Origin of the sequence: Rhizobium leguminosarum bv. viciae USDA 2370 (assembly GCF_002008365.1) — a bacterium.
Classification (GTDB): Bacteria; Pseudomonadota; Alphaproteobacteria; order Rhizobiales; family Rhizobiaceae; genus Rhizobium; species Rhizobium leguminosarum.
Genome location: NZ_MRDL01000054.1, coordinates 345,887 through 361,418, shown reverse-complemented (window position 1 = coordinate 361,418; position 15,532 = coordinate 345,887). Strand labels below are relative to the sequence as shown.

At 62.1% G+C, this 15,532-nt stretch carries 16 protein-coding genes; 9 read left to right on the top strand and 7 right to left on the bottom strand.

Going from position 1 to position 15,532, the window contains the following annotated elements; genetic code table 11:
* Positions 1-106 precede the first annotated feature (106 nt).
* From lptB to lptC, 3 genes are read right to left on the bottom strand one after another with little or no spacing between them, the layout of a single operon-like run.
* Positions 107-883, bottom strand: coding sequence for an LPS export ABC transporter ATP-binding protein (gene lptB, locus BS629_RS33560; RefSeq protein WP_003556077.1), 777 nt, complete (start codon positions 881-883; stop codon positions 107-109).
* Positions 884-923: 40 nt separating this feature from the next.
* Positions 924-1,559, bottom strand: coding sequence for an LptA/OstA family protein (locus BS629_RS33555; protein WP_018244523.1), 636 nt, complete (start codon positions 1,557-1,559; stop codon positions 924-926).
* A gap of 15 nt (positions 1,560-1,574) precedes the next feature.
* Entirely contained in the window at positions 1,575-2,240 is a 666-nt protein-coding gene (gene lptC, locus BS629_RS33550) for an LPS export ABC transporter periplasmic protein LptC (protein ID WP_018244522.1), read from the bottom strand.
* A gap of 225 nt (positions 2,241-2,465) precedes the next feature.
* Between lptC and sppA the strand changes: the two genes are divergently transcribed.
* From sppA to BS629_RS33535, 3 genes are all read left to right on the top strand, one after another.
* The gene (gene sppA / locus BS629_RS33545) at positions 2,466-3,416 is read left to right on the top strand and encodes a signal peptide peptidase SppA (RefSeq protein WP_026188591.1); all 951 of its coding nucleotides are present in this window, start codon (positions 2,466-2,468) and stop codon (positions 3,414-3,416) included.
* A 29-nt stretch (positions 3,417-3,445) separates the two neighbouring features.
* A complete protein-coding gene (locus BS629_RS33540) occupies positions 3,446-3,745 on the top strand; it encodes an integration host factor subunit beta (protein ID WP_003544934.1) in 300 nt (99 codons plus the stop codon).
* A 162-nt stretch (positions 3,746-3,907) separates the two neighbouring features.
* Positions 3,908-4,240 (top strand): LapA family protein, encoded by a 333-nt coding sequence (locus tag BS629_RS33535; RefSeq protein WP_018244520.1) that lies wholly within the window; start codon positions 3,908-3,910, stop codon positions 4,238-4,240.
* Between the two features lie 52 nt (positions 4,241-4,292).
* Here BS629_RS33535 and BS629_RS33530 read toward each other — a convergent pair whose 3' ends face one another.
* Both BS629_RS33530 and BS629_RS33525 read right to left on the bottom strand, forming a co-directional pair.
* Positions 4,293-4,727, bottom strand: a complete 435-nt coding sequence (locus BS629_RS33530; RefSeq protein WP_026188590.1) for a GNAT family N-acetyltransferase — start codon at positions 4,725-4,727, stop codon at positions 4,293-4,295.
* 37 nt (positions 4,728-4,764) lie between these two features.
* The gene (locus BS629_RS33525; RefSeq protein ID WP_018244518.1) at positions 4,765-5,220 is read right to left on the bottom strand and encodes an SRPBCC family protein; all 456 of its coding nucleotides are present in this window, start codon (positions 5,218-5,220) and stop codon (positions 4,765-4,767) included.
* Positions 5,221-5,341: 121 nt separating this feature from the next.
* Between BS629_RS33525 and BS629_RS33520 the strand changes: the two genes are divergently transcribed.
* From BS629_RS33520 to olsB, 6 genes are all read left to right on the top strand, one after another.
* The gene (locus BS629_RS33520; protein WP_026188589.1) at positions 5,342-5,932 is read left to right on the top strand and encodes an NUDIX hydrolase; all 591 of its coding nucleotides are present in this window, start codon (positions 5,342-5,344) and stop codon (positions 5,930-5,932) included.
* 187 nt (positions 5,933-6,119) lie between these two features.
* On the top strand, positions 6,120-7,217 hold the full coding sequence (locus BS629_RS33515) for a class I SAM-dependent methyltransferase (RefSeq protein ID WP_018244517.1): 1,098 nt from the start codon (positions 6,120-6,122) through the stop codon (positions 7,215-7,217).
* A complete protein-coding gene (locus tag BS629_RS33510) occupies positions 7,214-8,074 on the top strand; it encodes a TrmH family RNA methyltransferase (RefSeq protein WP_018244516.1) in 861 nt (286 codons plus the stop codon). The genes BS629_RS33515 and BS629_RS33510 overlap by 4 nt, the downstream gene beginning before the upstream one ends.
* A complete protein-coding gene (lspA, locus tag BS629_RS33505) occupies positions 8,071-8,574 on the top strand; it encodes a signal peptidase II (protein WP_018244515.1) in 504 nt (167 codons plus the stop codon). Before BS629_RS33510 ends, lspA begins: the two co-directional genes overlap by 4 nt.
* A 55-nt stretch (positions 8,575-8,629) precedes the next feature.
* Entirely contained in the window at positions 8,630-10,912 is a 2,283-nt protein-coding gene (locus tag BS629_RS33500) for a hybrid sensor histidine kinase/response regulator (RefSeq protein WP_018516596.1), read from the top strand.
* Between the two features lie 108 nt (positions 10,913-11,020).
* Positions 11,021-11,899 (top strand): l-ornithine N(alpha)-acyltransferase, encoded by an 879-nt coding sequence (gene olsB / locus BS629_RS33495; RefSeq protein ID WP_018244513.1) that lies wholly within the window; start codon positions 11,021-11,023, stop codon positions 11,897-11,899.
* Between the two features lie 29 nt (positions 11,900-11,928).
* On the opposite strand, the gene BS629_RS33490 is transcribed toward olsB, so the two are convergent.
* Together BS629_RS33490 and BS629_RS33485 are read right to left on the bottom strand one after the other, a co-directional pair.
* Positions 11,929-12,918 carry a helix-turn-helix transcriptional regulator gene (locus BS629_RS33490; protein ID WP_018244512.1) on the bottom strand — a complete coding sequence of 330 codons (990 nt, stop codon included), beginning with the start codon at positions 12,916-12,918 and terminating at the stop codon, positions 11,929-11,931.
* 324 nt (positions 12,919-13,242) lie between these two features.
* Complete coding sequence (locus BS629_RS33485) at positions 13,243-15,528, bottom strand: NADP-dependent malic enzyme (protein WP_018244511.1); 2,286 nt, start codon at positions 15,526-15,528, stop codon at positions 13,243-13,245.
* Positions 15,529-15,532 lie beyond the last annotated feature (4 nt).

The window sequence follows — 15,532 nt, the reverse complement described above, 5'->3', positions numbered from 1 at the left end:
AGGCTTCAGGCCACGGAAATCCAAGTTGGCCCAAAAATTGCTTTTTTATTGTATTTGGTCAAGCGGAACTATGCCGACAAGGTGAATTTCTGCGGGCCGCCCGGTATCAGAGGCTGAAATTGTCGCCGAGGTAGAGCCGGCGCACTTCCGGATTGTTGACGATGTCGTTCGCCCGGCCATGGGTCAGCACCTCACCGGCATGGATGATGTAGGCGCGGTCGATCAGACCCAGCGTCTCGCGTACATTGTGGTCGGTGATGAGAACGCCGATGCCGCGCGCCGTCAGGTGGTGAACGAGATTCTGGATGTCGGCGACCGAGATCGGGTCGACGCCGGCGAAAGGTTCGTCGAGCAGCATGAAGGTCGGGTCGGTCGCAAGCGCACGCGCGATTTCGAGGCGGCGGCGCTCACCGCCGGAAAGGGCGACGGCGGCACTCTTGCGCAGCTTCTGGATATGGAACTCCTCCAGCAGCTCGTTCAGCTTCTGCTCGCGCTCAGCCTTGTCCTTCACATGCACTTCGAGGACGGCGCGGATATTCTCTTCCACCGTCAGCCCACGGAAGATCGAGGCTTCCTGCGGCAGGTAACCGACGCCGAGACGTGAGCGGCGGTACATGGGCATGGTGGTGACGTCGTTGCCGTCGATCTCGATCGTGCCTTCGTCCACCGGCACAAGGCCGGTGATCATATAAAAACAGGTGGTCTTGCCGGCGCCGTTCGGGCCGAGCAGGCCGACAGCCTCGCCGCGGCGCACCACCAGCGAGACGCCGTTGACGACGCGCCGCGTCGCATAGGTCTTCGTCAGACCGCGTGCGATCAACGTTCCCTGATAACGGCTCTTGTCGGCGGCACCCGCAGCTTGTGGCCCGGGCTTGCCGAACATGGTGGATAGCGATGATAATTTCACGTGGGAGGCCGGCTTCTCAGTTCTGCTTCTGCTGCGGTGTATTCGGCTTCGATTTCGGATCGAGCTGAATTTGGACACGCCCGCCGCAGCTTTCAAGCTCCGCCTGGCCAGTCTGCATGTGAACCGTCAGTTTGCAGCCGGTAAAGACGTTCGGCCCGTCCGACAGGATAACCTTGTTCCCCTCATCTGCCGTGAGGATGAATGTCTGCGAGGCCATGTCGAAATTGCCGTCATCGGCGGTCGCCGTCTGCGTGCCCGAGGTCAAGAGGACCTTGTCCGTCACCAGGATCTTGTCGATATCTGCACTTCCCGATGCAAGCGAGGCCGATTGCTCCGGCTGGGCAGCGGGTTGCGCCCCGTCGGCAGCCGGCTTTGCCGCCTTGTCCTTGTAATAGACGGTCATCTTGCCGGACTGCATCGTCGTCGTGCCTTGAACGACCTTGACCTTGCCGGTGAAAAGCGCGGTGTGTTCCTGGTCATGGATCTCAAGCTTGTCGCTTTCGATCTGGATCGGCTGGTCGTTGGAAAGCTTCATGCCCGACATCGTGGTCGACTGCGCACCCGCGCCCGAGGCCGTCAGAATGAGGGCAAATGCGCCGGCAACGAATGCCATGCCTGTCTTGCAAGTGGAAATGCGACAATCTTTTGTCATGGATGACCCGGCTGGTTAAGTGCCCTGTTTATGGATGGTGGATGGATCGACATTCATGCGAACATTCCCCTCGAATGTGATCACCCGCCCCTTATCGGTTATCTCCATCGACTGCGCAACAATGGAGGCATTGTCCTTGGTGATGGTGACGGGATCGTCGCTCCGCATGTTTCCGCCCTTGATGTCGAGCTGGGCGGACTGGAAATTCGCATTGAGGCCGCTGCTCAGCACCAAAGTGAAGGGGGCCGTCATATGCAGATTGTCGGTAGTGCGGTTGTAGTCTGCGGTCGAGGCGACGACGCGGGCGATCAGGCCGTCATTCATCGGCACGGCGGCCTTGATGGTTTCGAGCGTGATGAGATTGGGATTGCGGATGTCCTGCAGCGCCCTTTCGGCCAGCATCGAATAGTTGATGCCGTCGGAATTGCGGCCAGCGATCGCCGGCTTTTCCATCACGACCTTGCCGTTCTCGATCTTGGCGCCTTCCAACTTGATGTTCTCGGGCAGATAGATGCGGACCAACGCCACCGCGGTGAGGCTCGCTGCGATGACCAGGGCCGCCACCGGCAGCAATATTTTCAGCCGCCGCACGCGGGCGGAATGGAACAACGCATCGCCATAGGCATTCTTGCCCGACCCTGAATAGGCGGCATGTCCGTTGTTCTTCAGGGTATCGAGCATAGGCCTCGTCCATGTGCGGTGATCGCCGCGCCTTCATAACAAAGCCGGCCGCCAATCACAGTTCGTTTCGCATTATTACATTGGCTTGCCAATATGGAATTTTTTCTGCAACAAGCAACAAAACGGAAAAACATTGAAAAGTGGCATTCGTACGGGCCGCTGCCACCCTATTTCACCGGGTCGATCGGCGCCATGCCGAAGCCGGTGCCAGCGCTGGAGGTTTTTATGGACAGTTCGATCATCGCGGATCGCCGTCGGCTGCGCCGCAAGCTCGGCTTCTGGCGCCTCATCGCGGTGGCCCTCATCGTGGCACTTGGTTTCGCCTTCTACCGCTTCGCCCTCGGCGATACCGGGACGGAGCGCCCGCACATCGCCCATGTGACGATATCGGGGCTGATCGTCGACGACGACGAGCTTCTGGAGCGGCTGAAGAAGGTCGAGACCAGCGACCAGGTGAAGGCAGCAGTGATTTCGATCTCCTCGCCCGGCGGCACGACCTATGGCGGCGAAAAAATCTTCAAGGCGATCCGCGCGATATCAGCCAAGAAGCCTGTCGTCTCCGACGTCCGCACACTTGCCGCCTCTGCCGGCTACATGATCGCCACCGCCGGCGATACCATCATTGCCGGCGACAGCTCGATTACCGGCTCGATCGGCGTCATCTTCCAGTATCCGCAGATCCAGCCGCTGCTCGACAAGATCGGCGTCTCGCTGCAGGAAATCAAGTCTTCGCCGCTGAAGGCCGAGCCCTCGCCCTTCCACGAGGCGAGCGAGGAAGCCAAAGCGATGATCCGCAACATGGTGGTCGACAGCTATAACTGGTTCGTCGACTTGGTCGCCGACCGGCGCAAGCTGCCGCGCGACGAGGTGCTGAAACTGGCCGACGGCACGATCTATACCGGCCGCCAGGCGCTGAAGGTGAAACTCGTCGATGCAATCGGCGGCGAGGCTGAGATCCGTGCCTATCTCAAATCACGCGGCGTCGACGGCGATCTGCCGATGGTCGACTGGGACAAGAAGAGCAATACGCCCTTTCTGCTCGCTGGGGCTGTTTCGCGGTTGATTACGATCTTCGGTTATGATGATCTCATGAAAACCCAGGATATCAATGGAATCCTGCCCCCAAAGTTGCTTCTTGACGGGCTGCTTTCAGTTTGGCAGGTTGGCCACGATTGATAAGAAATCAATAATTTAAGGGGGCGAATGTGATCAAGTCCGAATTGGTGCAGATTGTTGCCGCACGCAACCCGCATCTCTATCATCGCGACGTCGAGAATATCGTCAACGCGGTTCTCGACGAGATCACGGATGCACTGGCTGCGGGTAACCGAGTCGAATTGCGCGGCTTTGGCGCCTTTTCGGTCAAGAACCGCCCTTCGCGCTCCGGCCGCAACCCGCGGACCGGCGACACCGTCTTCGTCGAGGAGAAGTGGGTGCCCTTCTTCAAGACCGGCAAGGAGCTGCGCGAGCGGCTCAATCCCGGCCAGGCCGACGAAGAAGATTGAGCGGCGCGCGCCGCCTGCGGCGAAACCGCACTTGAACTCGAGGGCCGTTTTCCTATTCTGGTAACGCATCGTGCTTTGCGCGTCTTACAAAGACGCGTGGCGCCGTAAGCATGAAACGCGCCCTTCAAAAGACCGGCGCAATCTGCCGCGTGGAGACTTTAAATGGCCAAGAAGATCGTCAACCTGTTGATTTTGCTGCCGCTCGGCGTCATCCTCGTCGTCTTCTGCGTCGCCAACCGGCAGAGCGTCACGCTCGCCTTCAATCCGTTCCGGCCTGATGATCAGGTGCTTGCGGTTTCCGCGCCCTTCTTCGTCTTCCTGTTCATCGCGCTGATTACAGGCATGCTGATCGGCGCGGCCGCCACCTGGTTCAGCCAGGGCAAACACCGCAAGCGCGCCCGCACCGAGGCCAAGGAAGCCATCCGCTGGCAAAGCGAGGCCGACCGCCATAAGAACCGCGCCGAGGAAATCGCCGGGCAGCTGCCGGCGCGGTAAAACTGGTCAATATTCGATTGACTCGGTTTTCGGCGGCCGGCTTTCGGTGCCGTCAAACCGGAAAAAAGCTCAATTCCTCATAGTCGCCCTCCGGCGACGCGCCGTTGCCGGTCACATGGAAACCATGGGAAAGGTAGAACGCCTTTGCCCGCCGGTTCTTCACCAGGCATTTCAGCCGGTACCGGTGTTGCGGCCATTCCGGCAGCGCGTGCAACAGCGCCGTGCCGGCGCCCCGACCCTGGAATTCCGGTCTTAAGTAGAGCATGTGGATGAAATCGTCCTCCGGCCAGAGCGACAGGAAGCCGGCTACGCTGCCATCCGCATGCTCGCAAACGAAGACCGTCTCGCCATTGGTATGGGCGGCGAAATCCTCGCGATGGAACTTGCCGGGATCGACCCAGACGAATGTTTCGCGGCGCACGGAAAGATAAATCTCCGCGAGCATTTCCTGGTCTTCCGCCCGCGGCGGCCTGATGGTCCACGTCATCATGCCGATTTAAACGAAGCTCCAACCCGCGCCAAGCCTAACCGGCCGCCATCTTCGCGACGACCGCGGCATTGAATTCCGAAAAGAACCCTTCGGCGAGCTTTTGCGAAGCCGAATCGAGCAGACGGGCGCCGAGCTGGGCAAGCCTGCCGCCGAGTTCGGCCTTCGAGCGGTAGTGCAGGATAGTCTCGGCACCCCTTTCCTCAAGCACGATATCGGCGCTGCCCCTGGCGAAGCCGGCAAGACCGCCCTTGCCTTCGGCCGACAGCGTATAGCTCTTCGGCGCGTCGACATTGGAAAGCGTCAGCAGCCCATGGAAGGTGGCGGACAGCAGGCTGAACCTGACTTTGATCGTCGCCTCGAAGGCGCTCGGTGAAAGCCGCTCGATACCTTGGCAGCCTGGAATGCAGCCACGCATGATGTCGGGATCGTTGAGTGCTGCCCAGACGACGTCCCGCGGCGCGGCGATGCGTTCTTCGCCGGTGAAATCCATTCGATGGCCCCATCTTCGATTCGCTCATCTTATCCCAGCGGGAAAGCGCTTTGCCAAGGCGGGACGGAATGTTATCTGCCGGGTTCCGATGACACACATCTGACACACAAGGGATGGGCCGATGACCGACGAACTGAAGCCCTGGAGCGTGACGGCAAGCCGGATCACCTATGAGGACCGCTGGATCCGGGTCCGGAGCGACGATTGTGTCACCGCCGATGGAACCGTCATCGCGCCCTTTCATGTGCTCGATTATCCCGACTGGATCAACGTTATCCCTGTGATGCCCGACGGGCGCGTGGTGCTGACGCGAGAATACCGGCACGGCCGCGGCGAGATTGTGCTCGGTCTCGTCGCCAGCGGCGTCGAACGCAGCGACAGCAACACCGGCGATACGGCGTTGGCGGCAGCCCAGCGCGAACTCCGGGAGGAAACCGGCTATGAAGCCTCGACCTTCGTCAAACTGCTCACCTCCTATCCGAATGCCGCCAGCCACAGCAACGCGGTAACCAGCTGGCTGGCGCTCGGCCTGAGCAAGGCCGGCGAACCGCGTTTCGACCCGGGCGAGAAGGTCGAGCTGCTGTTTACCGATCTTGCTGCCATCCTTGCCGACCTGCAGTCCGGCGCCGTCATCATGCAGTCGATGCATGTCGCAGCCCTCTTTACGGCGGAAAGCTGGCTTCGCACACAGGCCTCCGAGGGCTTGAAATAGGCGTTGCGCCGGGAGAACCCGCTCCTCTTGCCCGGGCTCGGGCGGCTGCGCAGTTGATCCGCCACGCTTTTCTGGGCTACTGCATATTCAAAGTTCTGCAGCGTCCTTTGCACGTCTGAAAAGACGCACGGCGCCGCAGCGGACACAAAGCCGATAAGACACCCCGACAGAGATGCGGAAGAGCACGTTGAAACAGAGAGAAGGCCGGCCGGGCCAGAAGAAAACATCAGGTTCTTCCGGTGAAAGCCGCAGGAACGATCGGACAGGCCGGCCGCCGAAGCCGGTCGCGCGGCCTGCGGCGGCCCGCGAGACAGTGCGCGAGGCTGCTGTGCCTGGCGCCGTCGAGCGCCCTCTGATGACACGCAGCGGCGAACGTCCGGTCGAGCGCGTGCCCGTCATCCTCGAATCGCTCGGAGCCGGCGACTTCCACCTGATCGACAGCGGCAACGGCGAAAAGCTGGAGCAATACGGCCCCTACCGCATCATCCGTCCCGAGGCCCAGGCGCTGTGGCGGCCTTCGCTGCCCGCTCATGTCTGGGAAAAGGTCGATGCCGTCTTCACCGGCGATACCGACGAGGAAGGCTCCGGCCGCTGGCGCTTCCCGAAAGATGCGCTCGGCGAGACCTGGCCGCTCAATCTGCTCGGTGTCGATTTCCTCGGCCGCTTCACCTCCTTCCGTCATGTCGGCGTCTTCCCCGAGCAGATCGTCCATTGGAGCTGGATGAAAGAGCAGGTCGAAAAGGCCGGTCGGCCGCTGAAGGTGCTGAATCTCTTCGGTTATACCGGCGTCGCCTCGCTGGTTGCCGCCGCAGCCGGCGCCGAGGTCACCCATGTCGACGCCTCGAAGAAGGCGATCGGCTGGGCGCGGGAAAACCAGGCGCTCGGGCGCATGGAGAAGCTGCCGATCCGCTGGATCTGCGAGGATGCGATGAAATTCATCCTGCGCGAGGAACGGCGCGGCAGCCAGTACGACATCATCCTCACCGATCCGCCGAAATTCGGCCGTGGCCCCAATGGCGAAGTCTGGCATCTCTTCGAGCATCTGCCCTTGATGCTCGATGTCTGCCGCGAGATTCTGTCGCCGAAGGCCGTGGGCCTGGTGCTGACGGCCTATTCGATCCGCGCCAGCTTCTATTCGATCCACGAGCTGATGCGCGAGACGATGCGCGGCGCCGGCGGCGTGGTCGAATCCGGCGAGCTGGTGATTCGCGAAGCCGGCACCGACGGCAAGACGCAGGGCCGCGCGCTTTCCACCTCCCTCTTTTCCCGCTGGGTGCCGAAATGAGCAAAGACTTCCACGACCAGGGACCGCGCAGGGTCGGGCAGGTGAAGGAAGTCACCTCGCTCGCCAATCCGATCATCAAGGACATCAAGGCGCTGACGAACAAGAAGTCGCGCGAGGAAAGCGGTGCTTTCCTGGCCGAAGGACTGAAGCTCGTCATCGATGCGATCGAACTCGGCTGGACGATCCGCACGCTGGTCTATGCCAAGGCCGCCAAAGGCAAGCCGCTGGTCGAGCAGATGGCGGCAAGGACCGTCGCTTCGGGCGGGCTGGTGCTCGAAGTCAGCGAAAAGGTGATCGCCTCGATCACCCGCCGCGACAATCCGCAGATGGTCGTCGGCATCTTCGAGCAGCGCTGGAAGCCGCTGCGGGATATCCGGCCGAGGGATGGCGAGACATGGGTGGCGCTCGACCGGGTGCGCGACCCCGGCAATCTCGGCACCATCATCCGCACGGCCGATGCGGCCGGCGCTTCCGGCATCATTCTGGTCGGAGAAACGACCGACCCCTTCTCGCTCGAAACCGTGCGCGCCACCATGGGTTCGGTCTTTGCCGTTCCGGTCGCGCGGGCAACCCCTCAAGAATTCATCGCCTGGCGGAAATCGGCCGGCGTTTCCGTCGTCGCGACGCATCTTGCCGGCGCGGTCGATTACCGGACGATCGACTACCGGAAAAAGCCTGTCGTGCTCCTGATGGGCAACGAACAATCCGGCTTGCCGGAGCAACTGGCCAAGGAGGCCGACGCGCTTGCCCGCATTCCGCAGCAGGGCCGCGCCGATTCCTTGAACCTCGCTGTCGCCACCGCCGTCATGCTTTTCGAGGCGCGCCGCCATCTCCTCTCACTTGCCGAGGGCAAATGACCGAACAGACGCTTGCACGCCCCGCGCTGTTTTCGCGCCCGGCACCGATCCTCTTCTTCATCGTCGTCGCCGTTCTCATCGACCAGGTCGTCAAGATCGCCGTCGATCACTACCTGCCGCTACAGGAGGTCGTGCCGGTCATTCCAATGCTGGCGCTCTACCGCACCTACAATCTCGGCGTCGCCTTTTCGATGCTGTCCGGCATGGACGGCTGGTTCATCGTCGGCATGCGGCTCGTCATCGTCGCCTTCGTCATCTGGCTATGGTACCGCACGGCGAAGGATCGCTGGCTCGCTCATCTCGGTTATGCGCTGATCATCGCCGGGGCGATCGGTAATCTCGTCGACCGCTTCGCCTATGGACATGTGATCGATTACATTCTCTTCTACACCGAGAGCTGGTCCTTCGCGGTCTTCAATCTCGCCGACAGTTTCATCACCATCGGCGCCGGTTGCGTCATTCTCGACGAGCTGCTGCTGCCTAAAAAGGCCGGCCGTTAAAATCTTATCGAAATCCTGAAGGCATTCGGAACGGGCCTCATGTTAGCCAGGTAGCATGCAGAACCTGGGACAGTTGCAGGAAAGATTGTCCGCCGCCTTCGGTGGACCCGCCGCTAAGCCGCATGAGAAGCGGATGGAGGCCCTTTCCTCACGACCGAACGCAGCGGCACCCCGGGGAGCCGATGATCGCCAGAGCGGGCCCGCAGCGACAAGGCGCCTGCTGTTCTACTGGCTGGGCGGCGCCGGCCTTCTTGCCGCAACGATCCTGATGCTGCTTGCCCATGCCGGCGATCCGCTGCTGCTTTCGGGCGGTCTCGTCGTTCTTGGCCTTGCCGTCATCGCCAGTTATGCCCTTCTGATGGTTCGGTCGCGCAAGGCCGGGCAGCGTCCAGGCCAATCCATGCCGGATTGGAACGCCGGCGCAAAGCTGTTTGCCGACGTGCACGACGTGCTCGGCGACATCACGGTCGGCCGCACCATGGACCGGCGCATCATCTCCGCCAACGACACTTTTCGCCGCCTGACCGGGCGCCTGCGTCCAGAAGGACGAACCTGCGAGGAGATCGGCCTTGCCTTCCGCCCTGGTCCGATATCGCACTGCTACGATGTCGAGATCTCGACGCCGGAAGGCCAGCGCATCTTCCTCTGGCGCGACGTCGTTACCCGCGACCCGGCGAACGGCCGCCTGCTGCTGCAGAGCGTTGCCCGCGACGTGACCGACGAGCGGCTCATCGCGCAGGGCCGCGAGGAGGCCCGCCAGAAGGCTGAATATAACAGCGCCGCCAAATCGAGGCTGCTTGCCACCGTCAGCCACGAGGTGCGCACCCCGCTTTCCGGCATTCTCGGCATGACGCATCTGATTGCGGAGACGCGACTGACGCAGGAGCAGCAGAACTATCTCGCGAGCATCCGCCAGTCCGGCCATGCATTGACGCAGCTCGTCGAGGATCTTCTCGATTTCTCTACCATCGAGGTCGGCCGCTTCGCGCTGCATCCGCGCTCGGAATCGCTGCGCAAGCTTCTGGAAAGCGTCGTCGAGATGCTCGCCCACCGGGCGCATGAAAAGGGTATCGAGATCGGCGCCACCGTGTCATCCGATGTCCCTGAGAATATGAGCTTCGACCCGGCGCGGCTGCGCCAGGTTCTGTTCAACGTCATCGGCAATGCCGTGAAGTTCACCCAGGTCGGCGGCGTCTTCATCCGCGTGTCGCTCGACGCCGGCGACTTGCTGATCACCGTGACCGATAGCGGTCCCGGCATGACGGCGGAGGAGCAGGCGCGCGTCTTCGGCGAGTTCGAGCAGGGCGGGACCGTTGCCGACAAGAGCAACGGCACCGGGCTCGGCCTTGCCATCTCCGCCCGCATCATGCGCGAATTCAACGGCACTCTGACGGTTGCCAGCGAAAAGGGCAGAGGCAGCGAATTCGCCATCCGCTTCCCAGTCGATATCGGCAGCGAGCGCCCTGACCGGCGAAACACGCTGCTTGCCGGCAACAGCGTCGTGCTGCTGGCGCCGGCAGGTGCCGCGCGTACCGCCATCGCCGAGACGATCACCGCGCTCGGTGGCCTCTGTCATCTCGTCGGCGACGGCGAGACGGCGCGCACAACGCTGCTCGGATTGGCAAAGGGCGGACGGCGGCCGACCGATATCATCATCGACCATCGCATGTCGGCGGAATTTTCCGACCATCTTGCCGATCGTGCCGAAATCGCCGCCCTTGGCCTGCGCAAGGTCCTGCTCGTCAACCCGGAAGAACGCAGCGCCCATCCGCTCGACCTTTTCGATGCCTGGTTGATCCGGCCGCTGCGCGAACAGTCGCTGATCGACGTGCTGCGCGGGCGCATGCGCGGCATGGAGAAGCGCGACGCGCTGAACGACAACCAGCCGGGCTTCGGCCTTTCGGTGGCGGAGACGGTGGTTCCCGCCAGCGGGCTCAGCATCCTTCTCGGCGAGGACGATCCGATCAATGCCATGCTGGTGCGCGTCGTCCTGGAAAAGGGCGGGCATAAGGTGCGCCATGTCGAAGATTTCGAGTCGCTGCTCGACTGCGCGCTCTGCGAGGCGAATGCCCGGCCCGATATCATCATCAGCGATCTCTCGATGCCGGGTGGGAACGGCATCGACATGCTGGGACGCCTGCGCGGCCACGAGCGGCGGCTCGATCTCGCCTCGGTGCCGGTGATCGTCCTGACTGCCGACAAGAGCGACGATTCACGCCGCCAGGTCTTGCTCAACGGCGCCAACCGCGTCATGGTAAAGCCGGTCGATCCGGTGCGGCTGCTGACCGAAGTTCAGGCGGTCGCCGCACTTTCCGCCCGCCGGGCAGAGGCGCGGTGAGCGCCTCAGGAACCGGCCCGCTGCTTGCGCTTGGAAATTCAAAATGTCACTTTCCTGTCGCAGAGAAGTGTTTTATGGCGTCGATAAGCCGGCAACGGGAGAATCGTCATGTCCGCCATCGACATCCTGAATCGTGACACCACCGCGGAGGCTGCACCACCCTCGACGGCTGCTGTGCAGAAGGACGGCGATATCCTCGGCCGCATCGGCAATCTGGAGACCCGCCTTGCCCGCACGGCGCGGGAGATCGATGCTGCCCAGGCCGTGCGCTACCGCGTGTTCGTCGACGAAATGAAGGCGCAGCTGCCGCTGGATGCCATGCGCCGGCAGCGTGATGTCGACGCCTATGACGCCGTCTGCGACCATCTTCTCGTTCTCGACCGCTCGATCGAGGGCGACCCGGAAGACCAGATCGTCGGCACCTACCGGCTGTTGCGTCAGGATGTCGCCGTCGCCAATGGCGGATTTTACTCGGCTTCCGAATTCGAAATCGAGGGCCTTATCGCGAAACATCCGGACAAGCGCTTCATGGAGCTCGGCCGCTCCTGCGTGCTGCCGGAATACCGCACCAAGCGCACCGTCGAGCTCCTGTGGCAGGGCAACTGGGCCTATGCGCTGAAACACGGCGTCAGCGCCATGTTCGGCTGCGCCTCGTTCCCGGGTGTCTATCTCGAAAGCCACGCGCTGGCGCTGTCCTTCCTCTATCACAACGTGCTGGCGAAGAACGAGTGGGCCGTCGGGGCACTGCCGGATCTCGCCCGCAACATGGATCTGATGCCGGTCGAGGCCATCAACCCGAAGCGAGCGCTGATGGCGCTGCCGCCGCTGATCAAGGGCTATCTGCGCCTCGGCGCGATGGTCGGCTCCAGCGCGGTCATTGATCATGCCTTCAACACGACCGACGTGCTGATCGTGCTGCCGATCTCCAGCATTTCCGACCGCTACCTGAATTATTACGGCGCCGACGCCGGCCGCTTCGCGAGCTAATTTAGTCTACGCAGAGTGACGATCGTCTGTCACAGATCGGCTCGCCTTCTGGTGTCCGACGGGTTCTCTCCGTACGCCGCCCGATAGGTTGCCGCAAAGCGGCCAAAGTGAAAGAATCCCCACCTCAAGCAGATGTCCCGCAACGGCTGCCGGTTTGAAGGATCGCAGAGATCCTCTCGGACCGCCTGCAAGCGGATCGTCCTGAGGTAGGCAGCCGGCGTGGTTCCCTTGAAGGCACGAAAACCGCTTTCAAGAGCGCGAATGGAAATGCCTGCCGCCTCCGCGACACTCTGCATCGTAAATGGCTGTGCGATGTTCGCATGCATAAATTCAACTGCCCGACGGACATGCCGTGGTGCGATCAGATGGATTTTCTTGTCAAGAAGATGCGAGAGCCGATGAGGAACCGAGCGCACCAGCAGATCGGCAAACGCCTGGGTCAGGTTCAACATGGCGATTGGCGAGTGAAGGAGCGGCCCGTTGTTGCGCATGCCGATGATGATCGTTTGGGCGAGACTGCCGATCAACTGGCCCGCCGCCGTGGAAAGATCAATGAGCGGTACCAAGTCCATTGCCCCGGTCAAGGGGGTCTCTAATACGGCGGCGACGGTCTGAGCGATGATTGTCCAGTTCAGACTCAGTGTGTCCGACCGGTGCGGCGCTGCCCGCACGGAAACCCGTTCCGGCTCGAGATTGTTCATCAACAACAGCCGCCCAGGTGTCCCTTCGATCACAGTCCGACCAAGCGCTACATCGAGAGCACCCGTACGCGGCATGATGATTGCCAGAGTTTCCGGCGTTCCATGTGCCGTTCTTGCACCCCAGCCGCCGGAATCCTGGTTGCTGACCAGCGACAACCTTTCATCACCCCAAAACCCGACCTTCCAGTCGAGTGGTTTCTCTCGACCATTGCGCCATGCGTCGAACGAACCGAACCCCTTGGTCAGAGCCTCAACCATATCGTCGAAAGTTGCCCCCTGAAATCGGGCGATGAAATTGGGAGATGCGTTTTCTGGCATGGGAAACCAACCGGCTGGTATTAAACAACTGAGCTGCGAAACCGCATCGATTGCCCGCAGTTTTTTAGGTTCCTGCGGGCAAATTTATGCCGCCCGTATAGGGTTATTATATCAAAAGTATGACTTATCGGAAGAGTAGCACGCTCCGCTTGCTCAGGACTACCTGGGCGGGAAGAGGCTCCCGATGCACCGACATTGAAAGAGAACCGTGTCCGCTGACACCACGGGCAGAAGCTTCATCGCGGCTGCCCACGAAAACTTCTGCCCGGCCGACGGGCGGTCGGCCGGGCAGAGAATTCCGTCTCATATGTCGGCAGGACGAGTTTACGAACCAGCCCCATAGGCGGCGATCGCCGCCATATTGACGATGTCGCTGTCCTTGGCGCCCATCGAGGTGATCTGCACCGGCTTGTCGACGCCGACGAGAATCGGGCCGATCACCGTGGAGCCGCCGAGCTCCTGCAGCATCTTGGTCGAGATCGAGGCCGAGTGGAAAGCCGGCATGACGAGGACGTTGGCCGGGCCGGAGAGGCGGCAGAAGGGATATTGCTCCATCACCTTGCGGTTCAGGGCGACATCGGCGGCCATCTCGCCATCATATTCGAAATCGACGCGGCGCTTGTCGAGGATTTTCACTGCTTCGCGCACCCGCTCGGAGCGTTCGCCCGAGGGGTGGCCGAAGGTGGAATAGGCAAGCAGGGCGACACGCGGCGGATAACCCATGCGCCGCGCGAGACCTGCGGCTTCCTCGGCGATATCGGCAAGCTCCTCGGCCGTCGGCATGTCATGCACCGCGGTATCGGCAACAAAAACGGTGCGGCCGCGGCAGAGCGCCAGGGATACGCCGATGACGCGATGGCCGGGCTTCTGGTCGATGCAGCGGCGCACATCTTCGAGTGCCGTCGAATAATTGCGGGTAATCCCCGTCACCATGCCGTCGGCGTCGCCGAGCGCCACCATGGTGGCGGCGAAATGGTTGCGGTCGTTGTGGATCAGCCGCTGGGCATCGCGGTGGAGATAACCCTTCCGCTGCAGCCTGGCATAGAGATAGTCGATATACGCCTCGACCCGGGTCGAGATACGGGCATTGACGATCTCGAGGCCCGGCCGGTTGAGATCGATGCCGGCGCGTTCCGCCGTCGCCCGGATCAGGTCCTCGCGACCGAGCAGGATGGCGGTGCCGAGCTGCTGGTTGGCATAGGACATGGCGGCGCGCAGGACCTGTTCTTCCTCGGCCTCGGCAAAGACGATCCGCTTCGGATGGCGGCGGACACGCTCGTAGAGTCTCGCAAGCGTCGAGGCGATCGGATCGCGGCGCGCCGACAACTCGCGGGCGTAGCCGGCCATGTCGGTGATGACCTTGCGGGCGACGCCGCTTTCGATCGCGGCTTGCGCGACGGCAACCGGGATCGCCGAGATCAGCCTGGGATCGAAAGGAACGGGGATGATGTATTGCGACCCGAAACGCGGCCGGTTGCCCTGATAGGCGGCGACCACATCATCCGGCACGTCCTCGCGGGCAAGGTTTGCCAGCGCCTTGACGGCGGCGATCTTCATCGCGTCGTTGATTGTGGAGGCGCGCACATCGAGAGCGCCGCGGAAGATATAGGGAAAGCCGAGGACGTTGTTGACCTGGTTCGGATAGTCCGAACGACCCGTCGCCATGATGGCGTCGTCGCGGATGCGGGCGACCTCTTCCGGCGTGATCTCGGGATCGGGATTGGCCATGGCGAAGATGATCGGCCGTTCGGCCATCGAGCGGATCATCTCGGCCGAAAACGCGCCCTTCTGCGACAGGCCGAAAACGACGTCCGCGCCCTCCATCGCCTCTTCTAGCGTGCGTCTGTCGGTCTTTGCCGCATGCGCCGATTTCCACTGGTTCATGCCTTCGGTGCGGCCCTGGTAGATGACGCCCTTGGTATCGCAGAGGATGACGTTCTCAGGCGCAAAACCCATCGCCTTGATCAGTTCGACGCAGGCGATCGCCGCAGCACCCGCGCCGTTGCAGACGAGCTTCGTCGTCTTCAGGTCGCGGCCGGTCAGCTCCAGCGCATTGATGAGGCCGGCAGCGGCGATGATCGCCGTTCCATGCTGGTCGTCATGGAAGACGGGAATATCCATCAGCTCGCGCAGCCGGCTTTCGATGACGAAACAATCCGGCGCCTTGATATCCTCGAGGTTGATGCCGCCGAAGGAGGGACCGAGGAAGCGCACGCAGTTGATGAACTCGTCGACATTTTCCGTATCGATCTCGAGGTCGATGGAATCGACGTCGGCGAAGCGCTTGAACAGCACCGCCTTGCCTTCCATGACGGGCTTGGAGGCCAGCGCGCCGAGATTACCGAGGCCGAGGATTGCCGTGCCGTTGGAAATGACGGCGACCATGTTGCCGCGGGCGGTGTAATCATAGGCCGTCTGCGGATCGGCGGCGATCGCCTTGACGGGCACGGCAACACCCGGCGAATAGGCAAGCGAGAGGTCGCGCTGCGTCGCCATCGGCTTGGTCGGGTTGATCTCCAGCTTGCCGGGCCGGCCCATTGCGTGAAATTCGAGCGCCTCCTGGTCGGTAACAGACGTCACCGGCCGGTCCTTCTTATCGATATCGGGCATAAAT